Raw genomic sequence first — 22,867 nt, 5'->3', positions numbered from 1 at the left:
ATCACGAGAGTTCAAGCCGCCGTTTCGCCCTGCAAGGCCGAGCCGACCACGCCCAAGGCATAGTCGCTTGTCTGGGCGACATTGAACCGCACATAGCGCGCCGCGCTCTGACTTGGGCTGAACACGTTGCCCGGAGCCAAGACCACATCCTGAGCGAGGCATGTCCGGGCAAGGATCGTGCTGTCCACGCCTTCGGGCAAACGACACCACAATGTGAAACCGCCAACGGGCTCGCCCTGCGGCATGATATCCATCGATGCGAGGCGCAGCCCCACGGTCTTGCGCACCTTGGTCAATCTGCTGCGCAGAGCCTCCATGTGGCGACGATAGCCACCCCCTGCGAGAATGCGGCTTATGGCGTTCGTGGCGATAAGGTTGGGTCCGCCGAAGCCGGTTGCCAATTGCAGGTCGGTGAGAGCGTCGATCCATTCGGGGCGCGCCGCGATATAGCCGCAGCGCAGCGCCGCGGACAGGGTTTTCGAGAAGCTGCCCACGCGGATCACCCCCAAAAGACCATCGAGCGCGGCCATCGTCGGCACCCCGGGGGCAAAGTCCGCGAAGATGTCGTCCTCCACGATCACCATGCCATAAGCGGCGGCGATGCCGGGCAGGCGGTGTGCGGTAACCAAACTGAGGCTGGAGCCGGTCGGATTGTGAAGGTTCGAATTGGTGATGTAGAGGCGCGGCCGCTCGGCCGAAACGATGGCTTCGAACACGGCCGCATCGGGCCCGGTCGACGTGTAGGGCACGCTGACGGCGCGCACGTTGTGCGTGGCGATCAGCGCCTGATAGTTGAAGTAGCAGGGGTCATCGAGCAGGACCGTATCGCCCGGCTTCAGCAAGAGCCGGCAAATCAGATCGATGGCCTGCGATCCCGAATTGGTCAGCAGGATCTGGTCGGGGTCGCACTCCAGCCCCTCCGCCGCGAAACGCAGGGCGATCTGCCTGCGCAGCACCGGATCGCCCGCCGTGGTGCCGTAATGAGTCAGCAGATCGACATCACGGCTGAGGTCGCGCAGCGCCTTCTGCAAGGCGCGTTGCGGCATCCAATCGGGCGGCAGCCAGCCGCAGCCCGGCTTGTCATTAGCCAAGGGGGCATCGAGCGACTGCCGCGACACCCAGAAAGGATCGATTTCGTGATCGCGCTGCGGAGCACGTGCCGAGGGGCTTTGCGGCGCACTGGCAAGATGGCTGACGTAAAAGCCCGAACGCGGGACGGCCTCGATCAGGCCTTCGGCAACCAGCCGGTCATAGGCTTCGACCACCGTTGCCGGTGAAACGCCGAAGCTGGTCGCACTGCGCCGCACCGACGGCAAGCGATCGCCCGCACAGAGGAGACGCCCCGAAATGCGGCTGCGGATGCCCTCCATCACGCGCCCGGTCTGCGTTTCCTCCATGATCTGTATCACTCTCTATACCAGCACAAAATAATCAAACTGTACCGCTGTGTAACTGGCCGCGCCAGTCCCCTTCGCTAGATCTGCGCCTGTTGGATTTCGAGGGACCGTTGATGCAAGATACCTATCGGGGCTGGGGCAGTGGCTTGCTGGCAGTGGCCATTTTCAGCGGCTCCATGCCCGCCACGCGCATGGCCGTGCTGGGATTTTCGCCCTTGCTGTTGACGAGTATGCGGGCGCTAATCGCGGGCGGCCTGGCCTTTCTCCTTCTGGCCGGACTGCGCCAACCCCGCCCGACGCACCGGCAGTGGCAGCAGGTTGCGGTGGTCGCTAGCTGCTGCGTTATCGGCTTCCCTCTGCTCTCTGCACTGGCATTGCAGCACATGTCTTCCGCGCGTTCCCTTGTCTTCATGGGACTATTGCCGCTCAGCACAGCCATTTTCGGCGTGGTGCGCGGCGGCGAGCGCCCTTCGTCCGCCTTCTGGGCATTTGCCGTGGTTGGCGCCCTGGCAGTCGCGGGCTTCGCATTGACGAAAGAGGCGCATTCGTCCGCGCTGGGCGATGGCCTGATGATCCTGGCGATCATCGTATGCGGTCTTGGCTATGCCGAGGGAGCAGTCCTGACCCGCGAACTGGGCGGATGGCAGGTCATCAGTTGGGCCTTGCTGCTCTGCGTGCCGCTGGCCATCGCGGGTACTATCGCGTTCTGGCCCCGGGACGGCATCGCAAACGTCGGCCTGCCGAGTTGGCTGGGCCTTGCCTATGTTTCCGTCTTCTCGATGCTGATCGGGTTCATCTTCTGGTACCGTGGGCTCAGCCTTGGCGGGATTGCCAAGATCGGCCAGTTGCAGCTTCTCCAGCCTTTTCTGGGCCTTGGCCTTGCGGCCTTCCTTCTTCAGGAACACGTCGCCCCCGGCATGCTGGCCGCGACGATGGTGGTTGTCGCCAGCGTGGCCGGGGCGAAGCGCTTCGCATAGCCGATTCTGACGAGCGGGATCAGCCGTAGCGATGAATGCGGGCGCGCCGCAGGATCCTGTCTTCCAGTGAATAGTACAGCCAGATGTCTTCCCCGATCACCAGACAGGACGCGGCGAAGGCTATGTCGGTAGCGGCCCTGTCCTTCGCGGGCGGCGGCATCAGGATCGGCTCCACGCCGCGCCCGGTCACTCGGCTGAAGTCCGGCGCAAAGCTGATCCACCCGATCCGCCATCGCGCATCGGCGGTGGCCCCGTTGTAGAACATCACCGGGTCCTGCCCGTCTATCTGGACGATGGGCCCGGTGGAAAGGTGCCAGTTGTCCCAGCCATCTTCACGCACCGTAAAGGGGTCCTCGGCGACCTTCCAGGGGCCTTCCTCGGTGGGCCCGACAGCCATGCCGATGCGCGAAGCATCGTTCTTCGCGTATTCGTAGAACAGCCGGAACCGCCCGTCGGTACCCCGCGCAAGCGTGGCCTCCTTGATGTTCCCCTCTCCGGGCGGCGCCTTGAGCATGACGCGGTTCTCCCGCAAGTCGGTGAGCTTGGGCCCCTTGGCGACCAGCAGTGAACCTTGCGAGCGGGCCGCATCCACGCCCGTGTAGAAGATCAGATAGCCACCGTCCTTTCCCTGAACGACAGTCGGATCTTCACAGCCTCCGGCGTCGTCGGGGTTGGGGCCCGGCACGATCGCGGGCGCATCGGCGATGTGAAAGCAGACGCCGTCCGTGGAACTGCCGGGCCAGATCACGCCGGTTGGATCGTTCGGCCCAAGCGGATTGGGCAAGACCCTGACGAGCAGATGATAGATGCCCTCTTCCGTCCAGACGAACGGGCTCATGAGGTCGTGGCCCGCCAAGCGGCCATCGGGAGCCGCCGCATCGAGCGTGACGTCCTGCAAATCCTCCACCACATAGGCCGGCACGCGATCAGGCTCCTTGCGCAACCGTCAGCGACAGGGCACCGTCGATCGTCACGGTGGTTCCGGTGATATAGTCCGTCGCAGGTGAAAGCAGGAACAGCGCAAGTTCCGCCACTTCCTCCGGCCGCCCGGCACGGCCCCACGGAATGGCCGCCTCCTTGGCGCGCAGCTCCGCCGGATTGTCCAGCGCGCTCTGGTTCATCGGCGTAAGGATCATGCCGGGAGCGATGCCGTTCACCGCGATCCTGGCCGGCGCAAGTTCAAGTGCAAGCGTGGCCGTCAACTGCGCGAGGCCGCCCTTGGCCGCGTCGTAATCGGCGCCGCCCGCGCGCGGGGCCCGCTCGTGTATGGAGGAGATATTGACGATGCGCCCGCCCCGCCCGGCGGCCTCCAGCGCGCGCACCATCCGCCGGCAGGTCAGGAAGGGGCCGTAGAGATCCGCGCGGATAACGCCATCGAACTGCGCCAGCTCCATGTCGCGCAGCATCACGCCCGACATATTGCGTCCGGCAGAATTGACCAGAAGATCGACAGTGCCGAACGTCCTTTCCGCCAGATCGAACAGGGCCTCAACTTGCCGTTCGTCCGCGACGTCAGTTTTTGCCGCCACAGCGCGGCCACCCCCCGCCTGCACTTCGGCCAGAACCGCGTCGGCGGCCGCCTTGTCGTTGTGATATGTGATGACGACCGGCACACCGGCCTGCGCAAGCCTGACCGCGACCGCCCTGCCGATCCCGGATTCGCCCCCCGTCACGATGGCTACGGAATGTTCGGGCAGCGCTATGTTGAGAGTGGTCATACCCGCTAAACTCTCCAACGAGACAGCGGTGCCAGACGATCCTCCACCAAACCGCCTTGCTTTCCTGATCCTCCGGATGCCAAGTGGGGGCATGTTAGCTCACACTCGCGCGATGGTTGCTGCGGCGGCCTATGCCTTCATCACCGGCAAGAAGGTTGCAGGTATCTACGATCATTCGGCCGGACGGGATCTGCGCATCGCCGCCGAATGCCGGGGAGATCAACTGCAAGGCTTCGACGGCGGCCGCATGGCAAAGTTCGGCGGCACGCTTCCCGAACTCTACGATGCCGGCGACAAGACTTTCGTGTCTTTCGAGATCAACGGCACCATGGCGCAAGGCTACGACCGGGCCACATCAAGTGCCTATACGGCGCACGTCACCGACCGCGTCGTGCAGTTGTACGACCACGGCCAGGGCACATGGTTCCCGTTCGACATCCAGGACGTTGAGGCCGGCTACGATTTTGATCGCGACGCTCAGGCAAGCCGCTAACGCCGGCCCCGGCGTCAGGATTTAGGGCCGGAAAGAGCGAGCTGCCGATCATCGCAGCCCGCAAGAGGTAGTAGCTGGGCCGGGACGATCGTCACCTTGCGCAGATCGCTGCCCCGCGACACCAAAAGCGCGACGGGGCGCCCCGGCGGCACCAGCTTGAAGTAACTGCGCCAGTCGGACAGCGAGCGGTCCACGGCGCGCACGTTCGCGATGCGTTGTATGACATCGCCGTTCCGGAGCCCGGCCAAGGCGGCAGGTCCTCCCGTCATGATATCCATGACCTGAACGCCTTCTTTGGCGCCATTGATCCACATTCCGGCCCGGTCGGCCAGCGCCGTATCAGGATCGGGATTGCGCAGCGATGCGAGGTACATTGTCCGGTTTCCGTAATCGAACGTGACCTTGTAGCGCTTGAGCAAGCCGCTTCCGACATTCCCCTCGTAGTTCGGATCGCTGAAGGCCCCGCGCCGTGCCGAACTCAGGCCCGCGATCGGGCCGCAGACATCCACCGGACCCAGCGTCAGCATCGCAGCGCGCGTTACCGTCGATCGCGAAGGCCCGCCCACGCCCCACCCGTCGGTAACGGAGACCGCACCCGGATAGGCTGAGAGAAGCGCCGCTTTCTCGACGAAAGGCGCCGTCAGCGTAACGTCCGAGCGAGAGCCCGTATCGATGTTGAACCGCGCCGCCCTGCCATCGATGCTGCCCTGCACTTGCGGCATGTGCTCGTAAAACGTGAAAGGCACCGGAGTCCCGGCCCCGCGCCGCTCCTGTTCCGCGAAACAAGTACGGTCGATGATCGTCATGGTCTTGGCACCGTAATCCAGAGTGACCACGAAGCGCTCGAAGAACCCGACCCCCAACATGCCGCCCAGCCGGATCCCCTCGACATCCAGCGGACTGAAATCGAGCACGACGGCCAAGGGATCGTGCACTACCGCTCCGCCGGCGTCGAGCGTGGCAATGCGCGTGTAACCGGTCGTCACGGTCTTCTCACCGGCACCCGACGATTTGCTCTGACCAACAGCCGTCAGTCCCAATTCCTGCGCGAGCCAGGGCGTGACAATCTCATGCCCGCCGGTGTCGATGAGGAATGAAAACGGCCCGCGACCGTTCACCTTGATCTCGGCAATCACGTGATTGTTCAGCAGGCGGAAGGGGACGACCACACGTCCGGATGGGGGCAAGGACCAATCGGACGGCTGTTGAACCGGCATCGCGTAATAGGCAGAGCCCAGCGCGGCGGCGGGCTTCACCTCCAACAGGTCCATGGTCACGGGCGAAGCCTCGTCGCCATCGGTGATCGTCTCGATCCGCTGCGGGACCATCAGGCCGTTCGAGAGGGCATAGGCCGAATAGCGGACCTCTGCCGAATGTCCGAAAGTCGTTTGCTCAAGGACGGCGCGCAGCAGATGCGTCTGCGGATCGGAGCTGGCCTCAAACGGAGCGCCGCCCTTCGGCGTGATGCGCAGCCGGTCGCAGCCCAGCGATTCCACAACCGCTCCCGCGCGATCACTGCGCCACCACAGGCCGGCATTACGATAGGCCTCGTTCACCGCGAGCGGCCGCTTGTTCCCGCCGTCCTGCGGCAAGGCAAACCCGGTGAGATCGCGCGCCCATGCGCGCGCCCCGTCGAACCCCTCGGTTCCGCCGACCGGACCGGACCGGCTTTCCTCGATATACATGCCGGAGGCCCGGTCCACGGTAACGGTCGCCTCGCCGTCCAGCCCGGCATCGCTTGTGCGGTACCGGGAAACCACGGTTTCAGGAGCCGCCGTGCTCAGCAGCGTGGCTTGCCGGTTGGCATCCAGCAGTGCTGCGGGATTGGAAACGCAAGCGATTGCGGAAGCGGCAGCGAGAAGAAATTCCAATATTCGTCTCCAAACGGGCTGCCCAACTGGTAAGGTGGGGACGATGTCCGGTCTTGAACGAAATTCACCTGCACCGTGCACCTGCCTGCGCAACGCGCCGGCAGGACGAATGCGCCACCCTGCGCACCAATCGCTGGCCCGCCACCGGCACGACGCGCCCTTTGCCGCCGTCGTGATAAGCGGCAGATACGTCGAGGCGGGCGATACCGGGCGGCACGAAGTCGGGCCTGGAGAGGTCATCGTCCACCGGGCCTACGAAAATCATCTGGACCGATTTGCCGAGTGCGGCGCGGAAGTGCTGGTCCTTCCCTTGCCGCACGGCTGGAATGCGCCAGTATTGGGATCTATCGACAATATCGATGGGATCGTCCGCCTTGCCGAACGCAGCCCCGCCATGGCGGCGGAAAAACTGAAGGCGGAATTCGTCCCCAAGCCCGCAGTCGATCAAGACTGGCCGGCCTTGCTCGCCGCCGCTCTTCGAACCAGCCCGGATCTTTGCCTGCGCGATTGGGCCGAGGCGCACGGCCTGCATCACGGCAGCCTCAGTCGCGGCTTCCGGCAGGAGTTCTCCGTATCCCCCGCCCGGTTCCGGCTCATCTCGCGCATGCACAGAGCCTTGCAACTCATCGATCGCAGCACCGACAGCCTGGCGAATATTGCATGCGACGCAGGGTTTTCCGATCAGGCCCACCTCACCCGGACGGTCAAAAGCGAGACCGGCATGACTCCAATGCAATTGATGGCGCGGTCCGGAAACACTGCGGAACTTCTCGCAAAGTAGAGCAACTTGCGCCGCCACCGAAAAAAGTTTCGAGGGATCCGCCAAGCCGCCGCGTAAGCGGATCGCAACTTCGGGAATCGATTGCCATGGACGACATCGACACCATCCTATCCCGCCTCGGCAGGCTGCCGCTCGATCCCCGGCTGGGCGACATCGACGACGCCGTGCTGACCGGCCTGGCGGCGCGCGCGGCTTCGCGGGTGTCGGCACGAACCATGGCGACGGTGATTGTGCTGTCACTGGGTGTCGGGATCGTCGGCTCCGTGGTGCCCGCGCCCCCGATCCGTGCCGCCACCACGTTCCCGCTCGGCGCGCCGGCGGCACTGGCCCCGTCGACACTGCTCGGGGGCGATTGATGAACGAGCGCCTTCGTCTTGTCCTGATGGTTCTGCTGGCCTTCGGCGCGGCGATGGGCGGCGTGCTTGTCGGCCGCGCATGGATCGCGCCGCCCACGCCGGTAGAATCCGAACTGCATACCCTGCTTCATGCGCAGCTCGACCTCGACCCCGAACAGACCCGCAAGATCGACGCAATCGAGCACGAGTTCGCCTTGCGCCGTCAGGCACTCGAACTGGAACTGCGTGCGGACAATGCCCGGCTGGCCAGCGCCATCGAGGCAGAACGCGGCTACGGCCCGCAAGTCGCCGCCGCCGTCGATGCCTCGCACAGGGCGATGGGCGAGTTGCAGAAGGCCACGCTGGAGCACATCTTCGCCATGCGCAGCGTGCTGCGCCCCGATCAGGCGGCGCGTTTCGACGCGGCGGTCGTCAAGGCGCTCACCGCGAAGCAGCGCTAATGATCGATCTCGCCGCCTGCACGGACGGTGAACTGGCCGCGCTCGCGCTGGGCGGACGGCAGGCCGCCTATCGCGCGCTGATGGATCGCCATCGCGGCGCGGCGTTCCGCCTCGCCCGGCACCACTGCGGCGATGACGACACCGCGCTCGACGTGACCCAGCAGAGCTTCATCGCCGCGTTCGCCGCATTGCGGCGCTACGACGGCGCACGGCCGTTCGCGCACTGGCTCGCCCGGATCGTCATCAACAAGAGCCATGACTGGGCGCGGCGGCGCAAAGTACGGCAATTCTTCACTTTCGCGGTGCCGCTGGATAGCGCGCATGGCATAGCCGAACCCACGCCCGATGCCGAGCGGCAGACCGCCGACCGGCAGGAACTGGAACGCACGATGCACGCCATCGCCGCGCTACCGGCCAAGCTGAAGGAGGCGCTGATCCTGCGCGCCATCGAGGGGCTGAGCCAGACCGAGGCGGCCGCCGTGCTAGGCGTGAGCGAGAAAGCGGTCGAAACACGCCTCTATCGCGCCCGTGCACGGCTATCCGAAAATTTGAGCGAAAAATCAGCCGGAAAAATCTGAGGGGATAGGTGCCCGGTCGCGTATTGGGTGACGAACCGACTTTCAGGGGCATCTCTCGGCATGGAATTTCCACAAGTGACCCGCCGCAACCTCATCCGGGCGGGCGCGATCGGCGGCGGCGCGCTGGCGCTTCAGTCCTGGCTGCCGGCCTGGGCGCAGCCGGTCTCGGCCGGGCTGACGACGCTCAGCGGCGAGGACATCACCTTGCGGGTCGCCCGCGACACGCTCGACATCGACGGCAAACCGGCGCGCGCGATCAGCATCAACGGAACCGTCCCGGGCCCTCTCCTGCGGCTGAAGCAGGGGCAGAACTTGCGCCTGACCGTCGAGAATATGCTGGACGAGGACACTTCACTGCACTGGCACGGGCTCATGCTGCCGTTCCAGATGGACGGCGTTCCGGGCGTTTCGTTCCCCGGCATCAAGCCGCGCTCGAACTTCACTTACGAGTTCCCCATCGAGCAGGCGGGCACCTACTGGTACCACAGCCACTCCGGCTTGCAGGAACTGAAAGGGCTATATGGCCCGATCGTGATCGATCCGGCGGGCGCCGAGCCGGCGCCGTTCGACCGCGAGCATGTGATCCTACTTTCGGACCACAGCTTCGTCGATCCGGCGCGGATCCTGCGGAATCTCAAAGCCGAGCCGGGGTACTACAACTATCAGCGCCAGACGCTGGCCGGGTTGCTGGCCGGCAAGGACCAGGCACCTTCCGACCGGCTGGCCTGGGGCCGCATGCGGATGGACCCCACCGACATTTCCGACGTGACCGGCGCCGTTCTGCGCTATCTCGTCAATGGGCACGGGTCCAAATCCAACTGGACCGCGCTATTCAAACCCGGCGAACGCGTGCGCCTACGCTTCATCAATGCTTCGGGCATGACCGTGTTCAACATGCGCATTCCCGGCCTTGCGATGTCGGTGGTGAGCGCGGATGGACAGGACGTTCGCCCGGTCACGGTTGACGAATTCCAGTTCTCCCCGGGCGAAACGTACGACGTGATCGTATGCCCGACCGAAGACCGGGCCTTCACCATCGTCGGCGAAAGCGTCGATCGTTCGGGCATGGCCCTCGCCACACTGGCCCCGCGACCGGGCATGACGGCACCCGTTCCGCCACTGCGCGAACGCCCCGTGCTGACCATGAAGGATATGGGCATGGAAATGGAAGGCATGGACATGTCCGGCATGTCCATGCGCGACGGTACCCATGCCCCCCAAGTCAGGCTTGGGCCCGGCGTCGAGATGATCAACCCGATGCCGATGGACCGCACCGGCGATCCGGGGCTGGGGCTCGACAAAATCGGCCACAAGGTTCTCGTTTACCGCGACCTTGTAGCGCTCGACCCCAACCCGGATCCGCGCGCCGCCGAACGCGAGATCGAAGTCCATCTGACCGGCGCCATGGACCGCTACATGTGGTCGATGGACGGCAAGACCATGAGCGACGCCCATGATCCTTTGCCCATGCACACCGGCGAACGGGTGCGCATTACCCTGATAAACGACACGATGATGGCGCACCCCATCCACCTGCACGGACACTTCTTCGAATTGGCCACAGGCCACGGCGACCATTCGCCGCGCAAACACACGGTCAACGTCCTTCCCGGCGGCAAGGTCAGTTGGGACGTCACTGCGATCACCGGCGACTGGGCATTTCACTGCCACCTCGCCCTGCACATGGCGATGGGAATGATGCGCATCGTCTCCGTGCGGCCCATGGAAGGACATTCGGCATGAGGCGGTTTCTGACCATCCTGCTGCTGAGCCTTCCCGGCACCGCGCTAGCGCAAATGGCAGCCCCTCACGCGGGCCACCACATGGAGGGCGGAAGCATGCCGGGCATGTCCATGCCGGAGATGCCCATGCCGAAGACGTCGATGGCGCAGGACGGTGAACCTGCCGGCACCGACCAGTCTCCGGGCAGCGCGGCGCCGCCGGCAATGGCACACGATCGCCTTGCCGACCGCTATTGGGACCCCGCCGAGATGGCCGCCGCCGAGCGCACCGCAATGGGGGCATCGGTCACGACTTACGCCAAAGTCCTTTTCGATCTGGCCGAATACCAGATCCGCGACGGCAAGGACGGCTACCGCTGGGAGGGGGAGGCCTGGCTCGGTGATGTCGACCGCTTCGTCATCAAGAGCAAAGGTGAAGGCACTTTTGGCAGCGGCATCGACCATGCCGAGCTGCAGGCACTCTACGCCAGAGCGCTCGATCCCTGGTGGAACCTGCAGTTCGGCGTGCGGCAGGATCTCGGGCCCGGAGCCCAGCGGTCATGGGCAACAATCGGACTGGAAGGCCGCGCGCGCTATCAGTTCGAGTCTCAGGCCGCAGCCTTTCTTTCGGAAAAAGGCCAACTAACCGCACGGATCGAAACGGCCTACGATCAGCGGATCACCCAGCGCCTGATCCTGCAACCACGCGCCGAAGTAAACCTCTCGGCACAGGACATGCACGCCGAGCGCATCGGCGCAGGGCTGACCAGCGCGGAACTGGGCCTCAGGCTCCGTTATGAAGTGAAGCGCGAATTCGCCCCCTATCTGGGCATGAACTGGACATGGCTTTCGGGCCGCACCGCCGATTATGCCCGCGCCGATGGCAGAGACGCGAACGAAGCCAGCGTGGTTGCGGGCATCCGCGCGTGGTTCTGATCCCGATCCGCGCGGTGCACTGCGCCGCCGGATCAGAAGGCGTCAGAGCACTTCCCGCTCGCGTGTCTCATCGGCAATTTGCGCCAGACGCGCCGCGTGCGAGGGCATACGCTCCACCGCGCCAACAATGTTCCGCCGCAGATCATTCAGGGCAGCTTGCAATTGCGGCTTGGGCAACATGGCGGGCAACTGGTGATGCCTTTCAGGCCACACGCCCTGCCCCGTCAGCACGGCGACCCACGAATCCACCCGGAACAGATCATCCTGGCTCTGATAGGCAATGGCCGCCTCACGGAACAACTGAATGCGCGCGGCAAGGCTGTCCGGGATGGCCGCCGCTGCGCGTTCGCGCCAGAATGCCGTGTCGTCCCGATGGGTCATCGCATAGTGAAGCACGATGAAATCGCGCACATGCTCCCACTCATGGCGTGAGCGGGCGTTGAACCAATCGGCCACCGCCGTATTGTCCGGCCCGAACGGGAAGTTCTGGATCAACCAAGTCACCGCCACCATGACCAGATGGATACTCGTCGATTCCAGCGGCTCCACAAAACCGCTGGCAAGGCCGAGCGACAAGCAATTGCGATTCCACACACGCTTGCGCATCCCGGCGGTGAAACGCAGCAGGCGCGGTTCGAACAGCGGCGGCCCGTCCAGCGACTGTAGCAAACGATCGCGCGCTTCGTCGTCGGACAGGAAATTGCTGTCGTAAACGATCCCGTTGCCGACGCGGTGTTGCAGCGGGATCCGCCAGCGCCAGCCCTCTCCGTGCGCGATGGCTCGGGTATAGGGAACCGGATCGCCTGTCGCTTCGCTCTGAACGGCAAAGGCGCTGTCGGTAGGGAGCCAATGGCTCCAGTCCTCGAAACCGGTCTTCAGCGTCTGCTCGATCAGCAGGCCCCGAAAACCGGTGCAATCGATGAACAGATCGCCTTCGATGCGCTCTCCCGACGCCAGCACGAGAGCGGTGATATCGCCGCTTTCGCCATGCTGTTCGACGCTGGCGATGCGCCCTTCCACGCGCCGCGCCCCGGCCCCTTCGGCCACGCCGCGCAGGAACCGGGCATAGGCGCTGGCATCGAGGTGATAGGCATAGCCGAGCGAATTGTCTCCGGACGCGCCGAACCGGCCCGCCATCGCCGCCTGCTGTTCCAGCGAATAGTCACCGTAATCTCCGCCGAAACCGGCCTTTCTTCCTTCAAGCCAGAAGTGCTGGAAATCAGCCACGAACGTGGAGCGGCCAACCGAACCGAACGGGTGGAAATAGTGGTCGCCGAGCCGGTCCCAGTTTTCGAATCCAATGCCCAGCTTGAACGTGGCATGGGTGGCGCGAACGAAGTCATTCTCCTGCACGCCAATGAACTCGTGGAACGTGCGGATCGTGGGGATGGTCGACTCGCCGACGCCTACAGTGCCGATCTCCTCGGATTCAACCAGCGTAACATCGGTCAACCCGCTCAACTGGCGCACGAGTGCGGTGGCGGCGAGCCATCCGGCAGTGCCGCCACCGGCGACGACGACACGTTTGCGCGGTGTGTTCATCGGTTGATCCTGTTGGTAATCAGCGCCCGTAGCCGGCGGGCTATCAAAGGGTCGAGCGGTGCGAGAGGCCCGCGCGCCGCTTCCGGCAAATGGGCTGAGGCAGCCTCGGGCGGTCCGAACACGTAGTGATCGAACATACTGCGCCACGCAGCCTTCTCATGTGGGGGCCGTTCACGCAGGCTGAGCAAGCCGTGCAGCAAGGTCGTCATCGGATCGTCGACAAATGCCGGCACGGCGTTCCACCAGTAATTGATCAGCACATTGAAATCGCTCAGGCTTTCAACCTGATGCCACCACAATGCCGGATAGATGAGCACGTCTCCGGGCTCCAGTTCGGCCACTTCGCCGGCTGCGAGCGCATCCGCAAAACGCGAGTAGCGGGCAAAATCCGGAGATGCCGGGTCAACCATGCTGACGATCTGCCCGGCGGGGGTCGGTTCGATCGGCCCTGGATAAAGATTGCTCACCTGATCGGGCGGAAACAGCGTGAACCGCCGCCGGCCGGCAACGCACACGGCCATGTTGTTAGACATGTCCCAATGCGCGGCAGCGACGGTCCGGTTGCCGATCCAAATGCTGGCAATGGGAGAATGACGCGTGAATGTATCGTCGCCCAGCACGGCATCGTGCGACGCGCGGAGGCCGGGAAGATACGTGTCGAGATCGGTCGAGCCGATATAGAGCGACGGTGCATTCCCCGAGCCCCGCATGGCCAGAAGCCTGTCGAGAAAAGCCGATAGCGTGCCGCGCTCGGTGGTGAAATTCAGCCCCGTCAGTTCGGAATTGTAATGGTATCGTCCGCGAATTGCCGGATCCCCGACATAAGCGACTACGGGATGACCAGCATCGTGCTGCTTGAGCAATTCCGCGGCGTCTTCGGCGGACGCCAAGCCTGCCCTCGCAAGAGGCCAATGCAATGCGGCGCCCCGGACGATCACGGGCCGCCCGGCCTCGATCAATGCAGTCACGCCCAGCGTATTCAGCGGCAGGTCGTCGATCACCTGCGTGCGCCGCATCGACGCAGCGCCTGTCACGCGCTGATCGGCGTCAGCCACCACGGGCCAGCTTGCGATCAAGCAGCGCCGAAAGATTGTCCAGCGAAGACATCAACCACACGGCGCAGCGCAGGAAATCGCCCGCGTTGAGCCGTGCCAGTGCTGCGCCGTCCAATGCCGCAAAGCGCTCCTGCGACAGAGTCCAGACATCGGGAACCACGAAGCATCGGCCATCGGGTGCCTCCATCCGCAAAGTCACCGGTTCAAGCAGCCCGGCCTCGTCGAACGCCTCGATCATCGCCGGACCTATCTGCGTTCCGGCGTAAATCGAACGCAGCATGCCTGCGGCATAGTCGAGGTAGGGCGTATTGCCCCCATGGTCGAGGAAGATGCGCTGGCCTCGCTCACGCGAGATTCGGGGGTGATCCGGCGTGATATGGATCATCGCTTCGCCCGGTCCGCCGGCACTGGGCAGGCCGATCGAAAAGGGACCGCGAGTCATCAGGGCCGGGATGGCGCGTGCATCCCATTTTTGCCCGTCGAGATAGAGATTTTCGTCTGCCTCAAAGCCCAGCAGCGCAACAGCTCGAAAGGCTCCGGCCGCATCGCGCCGAAATACGATCGGGTATTCGCGAGACAGCGCCTCGAATTCGGGGGCGAAGACCGTGGTCTGGTTGACCGCGTCGCCCCATTCCGCGCCAAAATCCGTGATGACCCGCAGATCGTGATGATCGACATTGTTGAGAAGCACGGGGCCGGAAAGCACGGAATCGGACATTTTCAATCGCCAGTATCAGGTTCGGTATAGGCATCCTACACGAAGAAGACCGTGGCAAAACGGCCTTCTTCGCGCGGATGTTCAGGTTTTTAGAACTTGTAGCTGGCGCCCAGCAGGTAGCGGGCCGAACCTTCGGCTTCGTACCAGGTGTCCATCTTGTCGCGACCGTAGGTTCTCACGCCTTCTTCAAAGATATTGATGCCTTCGAAGCTGACGCTGATCTTCGGCGTGATGTCGTAGCTGACGCTGAAGTCAACCTGACTGTAGGGTGCCGTGAAGACCGGGTTGTGATAGCTGTCCCGGTTGAGCTGGCTGAGGTACTTGGCACGCCAGTTCCAGGCTGCACGGGCGGAAATCCCGTACTTTTCGAAAATCAGCGTCACGTTGGCCGTATCCGAGAGACCCACCAGCGCGAACTGGTTCACGGTCGGATCGGCAGCCACATCGATCCCCACGTTGCCGCGTACCAGCGTATAGCTGGCGGCAATGCCAAGGCCGGTCTCACCAAGGAAGTACTGACCGGCAAGCTCGACACCGTAGATCTCGGCGTCCTTGTTGTTGATCGGCGTATTGACCGAGAAGTTAAACAGCGGGTCGCTGCCATCGGCCGTGATATCGACCGCGGCGAGCGTGCTGTCCACGAAGCCCTGATCCAGAGCGCGGGTCTGGGTGTTGTAATGCGCCTGGAACTGGGCATCGGCGGCCGCAACGTTACCATTCGCCTGCTGGAGCAGCGCGGTATAGGTAAACAGGTTCACGTCGGTGATATCTGCACCGAACCCCTGCAATTGCGTCTTCGCGGTCCCCGAACGCGTCCCCGGCTGCCCCGAAGTCGGATCGGCCAGCCCGAACAGCGAACGGTTGACCAGGGTATTGCCAATGAAGTTGTGGACGCGCTTGTCGAAGAAGCCGATCGAGAGATAGACATCCTTGCGCGGATACCATTCGAGCGACAGATCGAAGTTATCCGAGCTCAAAGGATCGAGATCGGTGTTGTTTGCATTACCCGTCGCAACACCGCCGATCGCCGTGGGGCGAGGTGGTGAACTGACGGTGGTCGATGCGAACAGATTGCTATAAGGCGCACGCGCGATCGACTTGCCGTAGGAGAAACGCCCCTTCAGCTTCGGCGTGATGTCGATCGAGAAGTCGAACGCCGGCAGCAGGTTGTTGTAGGCACCCCGGTTCCGAACTTCCTGCTGATCGGGCGAATACTGGACATTGAAGTCGTTGTCAGCCTGCCACACGATCGCCAGCGGAATGGGCTGGAGCGAAACCGCCCTGACCTTCGTGCTTTCAAAGCGAGCACCCGCGACGAGTTGGGCGGTATGATCGCCGATCTCGCCATTCCAGGTCACCTGGCCATAGACCGACCAGATGTCTTCCTTGACGCGGTTGTCGTTATTGGCGTCGATGTTGTTCTGGTGGCCAACCTTATCGTTAGTGATGCCGCTGTAGTAGTCGTAGAGCGTGTTATAGAGCTTGGCCGCGTTCTCGGTCCGCCATGCCACTTGGGTATTGGCGTCCGCGTTCGGATTGTTGTGGTGGAACTGGCAAGCCGTGCAGAACTGGAAGACCTGGCCCGGTGCCACGGCGGCGATTTCAGGCGGAAGCGAGTTGCCCCAGTCGCCCAGAACCTGACGCGTGTTGTACTGCGTCTGGCGAGTGTCCGTGGTGCGGTAGTTGGCACCGAAATCGAAGTGGCTGTTGCCGCCCAGATCGTAAGCACCGTCAAGACGGAGTTCCTTGACCCGCTGGCTCTGCTCGGAGTCGAACTGGCGCTGGACAGCGCCGGACAGGTCGCCCTCGTCCAGCTTACCGTCGCAGTTACCCTTGGTGTAGGGGGTGCCATTCGGCGTGACGCTGTGCGCGCAATCGTTGAACGTGAATGCCTGCTGCGGGAAGCCGCCGGTCGTCCAATTGAGCGACTGCGACGTCACGACCGGCATGTTGAACGCCACTGTCGTGGAGGTCTGGCCGTTGGGGTTATCCCCTTGGCTATCGCCCTTGCCGAAGTGACCGTCGAGCGTGAACGCCAGCTTGTCAGTGGCCTGCCAGGCCACATTGGCGCCGATGTCGTAAAGGCGGTTCTTCTGGGCGCGATAGGCCTGTTCGAACGCCGTGTCCTTCACACCATTGATCGTCTCATGCAGGAACTGCGTGGTGGCGATCCCGTTCGATGCGTCGTCGAAGCCCACTTCGTCGAACGGACGGTTGAACCAGTTCGACTGGGTGGAACGACGCTCAGATTCGCGCAGCTGTGCGTAGAGGCCGTCCACCGTCACCGTCAGCGTGTCGGTCGGCTTGTACTGGAGTACAGCCTGACCGTTGATCCGCTCACGGCTGTCTTCGGAGAAGTGGTAACGGCTGTCGTTCGGAACGGCGACGAGCACGTTCGGATCGGTCGGCATGTTGGTATATTTGGTGGCCGCGTTGACGAAGCCGTTGGCCGGATTGAGAAAATCCGACAAAGTGCGGATGTTCCAGTCGTCGTTGGCCTGGCTGGGCACCGTAAAGTTGCGCTTCTGGTAGCTGCCGAACACAGTCACGCCGAACCGCTGGTCCTGATCCGTCCAGCTGGCGATGCCCGAAACTTCGGGCGTTACGTGCGAGCCGCAGCTGATGCAGTCGTCCGCGCTCGTGTCATAGCTTGCCTTGGCGCCGATGGACCCCTGAAAACCGCTGTCAGCGTTGTCGAACGGACGGCGGCTCTGGATGTCGATCGTCGCGCCGATGCCGCCCGAAGGTACCGCGGCGCGCGCCGTCTTGTAGACCAGCAAGGTCTTGACGCCTTCCGATGCCAGGTTCGAAAAGTCGAACGAACGACCAGTGCCCGATGCACCGTCGCCGCCCTGGTCACCGCCCACCGCAACGATATCCGAAGTCGCCAGCTGGCGGCCGTTCAAAGTGACGAGGTTGTACTGCGCGCCGAAGCCGCGGACCGTCACGGTCGAACCTTCGCCGTTGACGCGGTCGATCGAGACGCCCGGAATGCGCTGCAGCGATTCGGCCAGGTTGGTATTCGGGAACTTGCCGATGTCTTCGGCCGAAATGGCATCGACCACACCGTTCGAATTGCGCTTGATCTCTGCTGATCGCATCAGTGAGGCGCGCACACCGGTGACGACGATTTCATTGGCATCGACAGCACTATCCGGCGCAACCGCCGGTGAGGAAGCCGCCGCTTCCTGTGCAACGGCAACGCATGGCGCGACCAATCCCGTCAACAACGCGATTGCTGACGTCGAGCGCGCAAGCGTCGACACAAGGCCTGAACCCTTCATGATACTCTCCCCTGTTCTACTGCGTTTTATTCAGCAGCCGTCACGCAGCTTTGCACCGTCTGACGGGCGCATTGCTACAACTACCGACATCGATGTCAATTACTCTTGGTGATAGTCGCGGTTACAATTGATCCACTTTGGCGCCCGGATGGCCAATGGCCGCCATCGAGATGCACGAGTTTTTCGGCAATCACGTGTTCGGCATCAGTCGCAAGCGTCAGCTTGTAATCCCCAGCGGGCATCTGCCAGCCCTGCGCCGTCCAGCGTGCCAGCATGCGCGGATCGGCATCGATCGCGAGCGATGCACTCTCACCGGGTTTCAAAACGCGGCGAGACCAGCCGACAAGTCGGGGCGTCGCGGTGCCGGGAACCGTCGCGTAAAGCTGCGGAACGACCGTTGCCGGGCGCTTGCCATCATTGCGGACATCCACACTCGCGCGGGCAGCGGCGCCGCCGGAGAACCCGGCATTGGCGAAGGCAGGCCGGCCGTAGCTCAGCCCGTATCCGAACGGAAACAGCGGCTTCTGCTTGCTGGCGGCATACCAGCGATAGCCCACATCCGCGCCCTCCTGATAGGTCACTGGATAAGTTGGAAGCTTCGCAGCGTCGCCCATGGCGGCGTTGGCGCCCGCACCGTTGTCGGCAGGGCCGGTAGCGGCAAGCACAGGTTTCGTGCGCGGCAATTGCGCGGCTGCGACCGGGAAACTGATCGGCAGGCGGCCCGATGCATCGACTTCGCCAAACAGCACGCGCGCAATAGCCTGTCCGCCACGCTGCCCCGGATACCATGCCTCTACCACGGCCGGGACACGCTGTATCCACGGCATCAGAACCGGGCCGCCGGTCTCGAGAACGACGACGGTCCGCTTATTGGCGGCGGCGACCGCATCGATCAGCGCGTCCTGCCCGTCCGGAAGCGACAGTGACGGCGCGTCCTGCGCCTCGGTCTGCCACTGGGTGGCGAAGACGATCGCGATATCCGCTTCTTTTGCCGCCTGCGCCGCTGCGGCCGGATCGCTGCCGTCAACGAAGCGGACTTGTGCGCCCGGTGCCAATTCCTTGATGGCCTGCAACGGTGACGAGTTGTGATAGGTCACCCGCGCGAAGGACGCCGCGGCGCCGCTTGTCAGCGGAATTTCAATCGGCACGCCGCCCACCGAGCGGACCTGCGAGGACCCGCCGCCCGATAGCACGCCGACATCGGCGTGGCCGCCGATCACCACGATCGACTTCGCCTCACGCGCGAGCGGAAGGATATCGCCTTCGTTCCTGAGCAGGACGATGCCTGCCTCCGACACCTTCTGCGCGACTTGCGCATGCGCGTCATAGTCGATCGGCTGCGCGCTCACCGGCGTGGGGTGGTCGTAAAGGCCCGAGGCAATCACGCCCGTCAGAATGCGGCGAACCATCTCGTCCAGCCGTTCGGACGGAACCCGGCCTGCGGCAACCGCATCGGCGAGCGGTTTTCCGAAGAAGATGCTCGAATCCAATTCCTGTCCCGATTCCTGATCGAGTCCGGCGTTGGCGGCCTTCTCGGTCGAGTGGACCGCGCCCCAGTCCGACATCACGAAACCGGGATAGTTCCACTCCCCGCGCAGGACGTCGGTCAGCAGGAACTTGTTCTCACAGGCGTAATCGCCATTGATCCGGTTGTATGCGCACATCACCGAGGCCGGCTTGCCGTCGGCGATCGCGATCTCGAACGCGAGCAGATCGCTTTCCCGCAGCGCCACCGGATCGATCCGCGCATCGAGAACCATGCGGCCGGTTTCCTGGCTGTTGAGCGCAAAGTGCTTCACGGTCGCGACGATATTGTTCGACTGGACACCGCGAACCGAGGCTGCCGCCATCTTCCCGGACAGCAGCGGATCTTCGCCGTAATATTCGAAATTACGCCCGTTCCACGCGTCGCGCGTCAGGTTCATGCCCCCTGCCAGGAGGACATTGAAGGTCTTGGCGCGGGCTTCCGCGCCGATCATGGCGCCCCCGGCATAAGCCAGATCAGGATCGAACCCGGCAGCGGTGGACAGGGCGGAAGGCAATGCCGTTGCGACATCGCCCTTTCGCTGTTCCACCTGATTGGCGACGCCCAGAGAGGCGTCGCTTTCGCGCAGGATCGGAATGCCGAGGCGCGGCACGCCCGGCACATATCCGGCCGACGGGATCATGTCTGCCGGCGGGTTCTTGGTGTTCGGCGGGAACAGCCCGTGGACCAGCGAGAGCTTTTCTTCGAGCGTCATCGCCTTGACCAGCGCGTCGGCGCGCTCGGCCGGCGTGCGTGCGGTGTCTCGCCAGATCGGCATGGCAACGTTCCCCTGTGCTGGCGACGAGGTAGCAGCTGCCTGGGGAACAGTGGTCTTGGCCAATACGGACACCGGCGCAGCCGTGGCGAGCAGCGAGAGCGTGAGCCCTGCGAGCCGCGTCGACGTTGCAATAGTGCGCAGACGGCTACGCCGCCCCTGAGCTTTCGCTTGAGCTTTCATGATCCTCCCCGCCGCATCTTGGTCGGCTTGAGGGTCTGATCGCAAAGTCTGACATCGATGTCAACACGGTGTCCGTCACCCGGCTGCCACGGATCCGGTGAAAATGTAGTCATCCTGGAATTGGCGCGCGCGCGTTGCCGCGAACTTGCTTATGATTGACGCTCAAAAATAAAAATGAGGGTGCCCTTCATGACCATACAGTCCGGCGTGGCGGCGCTGGCTACGCACGCCCCGCAAACGGCCGCGCAATCGTCTGTTAAGGCCGCAGAACAATTGCGCGCTGCGCGGGTGTTCAACCTGTCCATCGGCAACTGCTTTATGGGAGGCTTCGTCGTATCGCTGGTGAGTCTGCTGGTTCCCCGGCTTAAACTTCTGATGGGGCTTGATTATACGCGCGCCTCGCTGGTGCAGTTGGCGTTCCATTCCAGCTATTTGCTGTTTGCCTTGCCGGTCACGGCATGGCTGGTGCGAATCGGCTACATGCGGGTGATGGCGCTGGGATGTGCGATCATGGCGGCCGGATGTCTCGGGTTCATCGCGGCGGCGGCGCTACACAACTATCCGCTCGTGCTGCTGGCATTGCTGGCGCTGGCGGGCGGCATTACGTTTTTGCAGATCGCCGGTAACGTCATGGTCACGCTTGTCGAACCCGCCGACCGGGCCGTGCCGCGCATTACCCTGCTGCAAGGCTTCAACTCCATCGGCACCGTTCTCGCTCCGTTGCTGGGTGCGTCGTTCCTCCTGAGCGACCGTAGCGTGGGGCACGATGCCGAAGCCTGGTTGATGGTGGCCCTTCCCTTCATCGGCTGCGTCGTCATCCTGCTCGGGATTGCATGGGCCTATGCGCACAATCGCAATCTTCTGGAAGGAACCGAGCCGCCGCAGCGGGTGCCACTGAATGCCTTGCGATGCGTGGTGGCCACGCCCCGTCTTCTGGCCGGCTCCATCGCGATGTTCGGCTATGTCGGCGCGGAAGTGACGATTGGCACGCTGTTGACCAACTATCTCGTGCTGCCGGAGATCATCGGCGCCGAGCCCGTGACGGCAGGCCGTCTGGTCAGCCTTTACTGGGGCGGCGCCATGGTCGGCCGCTTTTTGGGTGCGGCGGCACTGAGCCACTGGCCTCCTGCCCGCGTGCTCACCGCCACGGCGCTTACGGCAACGGGCCTCGTGGCCATCGCCGCTCTCGGGCACGGCATGCTGGGGGCGGCGACCCTGATTGCGGTCGGCCTGTGCAACTCGATCATGTACCCCACGCTTTTCGCACTTTCCCTGCCCGATGAGCAAGGCGCCGCACCCTATGCCTCGATGGCGCTGTGCATGGCGGTTGTGGGCGGAGCCATCGTCCCGATGATTACCGCAGCGCTTGCGGACAGCATCGGCCTCTTGCCGTCGCTGGTGGTTCCCGGCATCTGCTATGTCGTCATCGCGATGTTCGCGCTCGTCCGGGGCGGCTATCCCGCTGCGCTGGCAAGGAGAATGGCTTGAAGGTTGTTACGATCAAGGACGTTGCGGCGCGTGCGGGCGTGTCGCCCAAGACGGTGTCGCGCGTGATCAATGGCGAGCAGCATGTCCGCGCCGAGATTCGCGAACATGTGATGCGCGTGGTCGATGAACTGGCCTACAAACCCAATGCCTTCGCGCGCGGATTGTCGAGTTCGCGGTCCTTCCTGATCGGCCTTTTCGTAGACGATCCATTCTCTGGCTATGCGGCCGATTTGCAGCGCGGCGCCATCGACCAGTGCCGGATGTACAGCCACCACCTCGTCATCGAGGCGGTCGAGCGCGAAAGGCCGGATTGGCTTGCGCAGATCGATGCAACGCTGCGCGAACTGCGCCTCTCCGGCGCGATCCTGGCCGCGCCGGTCTGCGACTGGAGCGAAGTGCTGGAACTGTTCGAGAGCCATGACATCCCGGTCGTAAGGCTTTCTCCCGCCACCGATCCCGGCAGGGCGCAGCAAGTGCAGATCGACGACCGGGCGGCGGCGCGCGAAATGACCGAGCGGCTGATCGCGCTGGGCCATCGAGACATCGCCTTCGTCAGGGGCCATACCGCGCACGGTGCCGCGGCACTGCGCTGGCAGGGCTTCGCGGACGCCTGCGCGGATGCCGGGATTACCATTCCCGCGCGGCGCGTGCTGCAAGGCGATTTCAGCTTCAAGTCGGGTCTGGCCGCAGGTGAGGCCATCCTTGCCGACGATGACCGGCCGACCGCCATTTTCGCCTCCAACGATAAAATGGCATTTGGCGTCCTCATGGTCGCGATGCGTCACGGCATTGCCGTGCCCGGCGCGCTTTCCATCGCGGGCTTCGATGACGACGAAATCTCGCGCATGGCGTGGCCGCAGCTGACCACCATCAATCAGCCCAATGCCGAAATGGCGAAAGTGGCGGTGGACCTACTGATCGGCAACAATCCGCAGGTCAAAAAGGAACCGGGCGAGAGCGTCGAACTCAGCTATTCGCTGGTCGAGCGCGAAAGCTCCGGGCCAGTCATGAACGGCATGGCCTAGACGC

19 protein-coding genes are annotated in these 22,867 nt (G+C 63.7%); 10 read left to right on the top strand and 9 right to left on the bottom strand.

Translation table 11 applies throughout. The features are described from left to right. Positions 1–11: 11 nt before the first annotated feature. Positions 12–1,397, bottom strand: a complete 1,386-nt coding sequence (locus AC1VVM_RS17920) for an aminotransferase-like domain-containing protein (protein WP_482956982.1) — start codon at positions 1,395–1,397, stop codon at positions 12–14. Between the two features lie 113 nt (positions 1,398–1,510). On the opposite strand from AC1VVM_RS17920, the gene AC1VVM_RS17915 reads away from it, so the two are divergent. Beyond that, the gene (locus AC1VVM_RS17915) at positions 1,511–2,374 is read left to right on the top strand and encodes a DMT family transporter (protein WP_482906691.1); all 864 of its coding nucleotides are present in this window, start codon (positions 1,511–1,513) and stop codon (positions 2,372–2,374) included. Between the two features lie 19 nt (positions 2,375–2,393). On the opposite strand, the gene AC1VVM_RS17910 is transcribed toward AC1VVM_RS17915, so the two are convergent. Both AC1VVM_RS17910 and AC1VVM_RS17905 read right to left on the bottom strand, forming a co-directional pair. Further along, positions 2,394–3,296 (bottom strand): glycoside hydrolase family protein, encoded by a 903-nt coding sequence (locus AC1VVM_RS17910; RefSeq protein ID WP_482906690.1) that lies wholly within the window; start codon positions 3,294–3,296, stop codon positions 2,394–2,396. Positions 3,297–3,300: 4 nt separating this feature from the next. Then, the gene (locus AC1VVM_RS17905; protein WP_482906689.1) at positions 3,301–4,092 is read right to left on the bottom strand and encodes an SDR family oxidoreductase; all 792 of its coding nucleotides are present in this window, start codon (positions 4,090–4,092) and stop codon (positions 3,301–3,303) included. 91 nt (positions 4,093–4,183) lie between these two features. Here AC1VVM_RS17905 and AC1VVM_RS17900 point away from each other — a divergent pair, with 91 nt between their 5' ends. Further along, complete coding sequence (locus AC1VVM_RS17900) at positions 4,184–4,585, top strand: hypothetical protein (protein WP_482906688.1); 402 nt, start codon at positions 4,184–4,186, stop codon at positions 4,583–4,585. Positions 4,586–4,599: 14 nt separating this feature from the next. On the opposite strand, the gene AC1VVM_RS17895 is transcribed toward AC1VVM_RS17900, so the two are convergent. Beyond that, entirely contained in the window at positions 4,600–6,456 is a 1,857-nt protein-coding gene (locus AC1VVM_RS17895; RefSeq protein WP_482956981.1) for an aspartyl protease family protein, read from the bottom strand. On the opposite strand from AC1VVM_RS17895, the gene AC1VVM_RS17890 reads away from it, so the two are divergent. The 6 genes from AC1VVM_RS17890 to AC1VVM_RS17865 all read left to right on the top strand — a co-directional run bounded on the left by AC1VVM_RS17890 (position 6,410) and on the right by AC1VVM_RS17865 (position 11,268). Then, positions 6,410–7,237: a helix-turn-helix domain-containing protein gene (locus AC1VVM_RS17890; protein WP_482906686.1), complete on the top strand. Its 828-nt coding sequence runs from the start codon at positions 6,410–6,412 to the stop codon at positions 7,235–7,237. The genes AC1VVM_RS17895 and AC1VVM_RS17890 overlap by 47 nt on opposite strands. Positions 7,238–7,323: 86 nt before the next feature. Continuing rightward, entirely contained in the window at positions 7,324–7,593 is a 270-nt protein-coding gene (locus tag AC1VVM_RS17885) for a hypothetical protein (protein ID WP_482906685.1), read from the top strand. Then, entirely contained in the window at positions 7,593–8,033 is a 441-nt protein-coding gene (locus AC1VVM_RS17880; protein ID WP_482906684.1) for a periplasmic heavy metal sensor, read from the top strand. The genes AC1VVM_RS17885 and AC1VVM_RS17880 overlap by 1 nt, the downstream gene beginning before the upstream one ends. Then, entirely contained in the window at positions 8,033–8,611 is a 579-nt protein-coding gene (locus AC1VVM_RS17875; protein WP_482906683.1) for an RNA polymerase sigma factor, read from the top strand. Before AC1VVM_RS17880 ends, AC1VVM_RS17875 begins: the two co-directional genes overlap by 1 nt. A gap of 60 nt (positions 8,612–8,671) precedes the next feature. Further along, complete coding sequence (locus AC1VVM_RS17870; RefSeq protein WP_482906682.1) at positions 8,672–10,354, top strand: copper resistance system multicopper oxidase; 1,683 nt, start codon at positions 8,672–8,674, stop codon at positions 10,352–10,354. Beyond that, complete coding sequence (locus AC1VVM_RS17865) at positions 10,351–11,268, top strand: copper resistance protein B (protein WP_482906681.1); 918 nt, start codon at positions 10,351–10,353, stop codon at positions 11,266–11,268. The genes AC1VVM_RS17870 and AC1VVM_RS17865 overlap by 4 nt, the downstream gene beginning before the upstream one ends. A 42-nt stretch (positions 11,269–11,310) precedes the next feature. Here the strand turns inward: AC1VVM_RS17865 and AC1VVM_RS17860 are convergent, their stop codons facing one another. The 5 genes from AC1VVM_RS17860 to AC1VVM_RS17840 all read right to left on the bottom strand — a co-directional run bounded on the left by AC1VVM_RS17860 (position 11,311) and on the right by AC1VVM_RS17840 (position 20,170). Further along, the gene (locus AC1VVM_RS17860; protein WP_482906680.1) at positions 11,311–12,810 is read right to left on the bottom strand and encodes a tryptophan halogenase family protein; all 1,500 of its coding nucleotides are present in this window, start codon (positions 12,808–12,810) and stop codon (positions 11,311–11,313) included. Beyond that, positions 12,807–13,826, bottom strand: a complete 1,020-nt coding sequence (locus tag AC1VVM_RS17855) for a cupin-like domain-containing protein (protein WP_482956980.1) — start codon at positions 13,824–13,826, stop codon at positions 12,807–12,809. The genes AC1VVM_RS17860 and AC1VVM_RS17855 overlap by 4 nt, the downstream gene beginning before the upstream one ends. Before the next feature lie 31 nt (positions 13,827–13,857). Beyond that, positions 13,858–14,583 carry a SapC family protein gene (locus tag AC1VVM_RS17850; protein WP_482906678.1) on the bottom strand — a complete coding sequence of 242 codons (726 nt, stop codon included), beginning with the start codon at positions 14,581–14,583 and terminating at the stop codon, positions 13,858–13,860. Between the two features lie 89 nt (positions 14,584–14,672). Further along, positions 14,673–17,867, bottom strand: a complete 3,195-nt coding sequence (locus tag AC1VVM_RS17845) for a TonB-dependent receptor (RefSeq protein WP_482906677.1) — start codon at positions 17,865–17,867, stop codon at positions 14,673–14,675. 95 nt (positions 17,868–17,962) lie between these two features. Beyond that, a complete protein-coding gene (locus AC1VVM_RS17840; protein ID WP_482956979.1) occupies positions 17,963–20,170 on the bottom strand; it encodes a beta-glucosidase in 2,208 nt (735 codons plus the stop codon). 369 nt (positions 20,171–20,539) lie between these two features. On the opposite strand from AC1VVM_RS17840, the gene AC1VVM_RS17835 reads away from it, so the two are divergent. Next, entirely contained in the window at positions 20,540–21,838 is a 1,299-nt protein-coding gene (locus AC1VVM_RS17835) for an MFS transporter (RefSeq protein WP_482906675.1), read from the top strand. Then, entirely contained in the window at positions 21,835–22,863 is a 1,029-nt protein-coding gene (locus tag AC1VVM_RS17830; RefSeq protein WP_132385985.1) for a LacI family DNA-binding transcriptional regulator, read from the top strand. The genes AC1VVM_RS17835 and AC1VVM_RS17830 overlap by 4 nt, the downstream gene beginning before the upstream one ends. Positions 22,864–22,867 lie beyond the last annotated feature (4 nt).

It is taken from the genome of Novosphingobium sp. BL-S-33, assembly GCF_056857025.1.
Note: the sequence above shows the minus strand (reverse complement) of the source record. Positions and strands in the feature narration are given on the sequence as shown.

Bases quoted from the DNA above. Each gene is read 5' to 3' on its own strand.
- AC1VVM_RS17920 (WP_482956982.1), bottom strand. From the start codon at position 1,397: ATGGAGGAAACGCAGACCGGGCGCGTGATGGAGGGCATCCGCAGCCGC.
- AC1VVM_RS17915 (WP_482906691.1), top strand. From the start codon at position 1,511: ATGCAAGATACCTATCGGGGCTGGGGCAGTGGCTTGCTGGCAGTGGCC.
- AC1VVM_RS17905 (WP_482906689.1), bottom strand. From the start codon at position 4,092: ATGACCACTCTCAACATAGCGCTGCCCGAACATTCCGTAGCCATCGTG.
- AC1VVM_RS17900 (WP_482906688.1), top strand. From the start codon at position 4,184: ATGTTAGCTCACACTCGCGCGATGGTTGCTGCGGCGGCCTATGCCTTC.
- AC1VVM_RS17885 (WP_482906685.1), top strand. From the start codon at position 7,324: ATGGACGACATCGACACCATCCTATCCCGCCTCGGCAGGCTGCCGCTC.
- AC1VVM_RS17880 (WP_482906684.1), top strand. From the start codon at position 7,593: ATGAACGAGCGCCTTCGTCTTGTCCTGATGGTTCTGCTGGCCTTCGGC.
- AC1VVM_RS17875 (WP_482906683.1), top strand. From the start codon at position 8,033: ATGATCGATCTCGCCGCCTGCACGGACGGTGAACTGGCCGCGCTCGCG.
- AC1VVM_RS17870 (WP_482906682.1), top strand. From the start codon at position 8,672: ATGGAATTTCCACAAGTGACCCGCCGCAACCTCATCCGGGCGGGCGCG.
- AC1VVM_RS17865 (WP_482906681.1), top strand. From the start codon at position 10,351: ATGAGGCGGTTTCTGACCATCCTGCTGCTGAGCCTTCCCGGCACCGCG.
- AC1VVM_RS17860 (WP_482906680.1), bottom strand. From the start codon at position 12,810: ATGAACACACCGCGCAAACGTGTCGTCGTCGCCGGTGGCGGCACTGCC.
- AC1VVM_RS17855 (WP_482956980.1), bottom strand. From the start codon at position 13,826: ATGCGGCGCACGCAGGTGATCGACGACCTGCCGCTGAATACGCTGGGC.
- AC1VVM_RS17850 (WP_482906678.1), bottom strand. From the start codon at position 14,583: ATGTCCGATTCCGTGCTTTCCGGCCCCGTGCTTCTCAACAATGTCGAT.
- AC1VVM_RS17845 (WP_482906677.1), bottom strand. From the start codon at position 17,867: ATGAAGGGTTCAGGCCTTGTGTCGACGCTTGCGCGCTCGACGTCAGCA.
- AC1VVM_RS17840 (WP_482956979.1), bottom strand. From the start codon at position 20,170: ATGCCGATCTGGCGAGACACCGCACGCACGCCGGCCGAGCGCGCCGAC.
- AC1VVM_RS17835 (WP_482906675.1), top strand. From the start codon at position 20,540: ATGACCATACAGTCCGGCGTGGCGGCGCTGGCTACGCACGCCCCGCAA.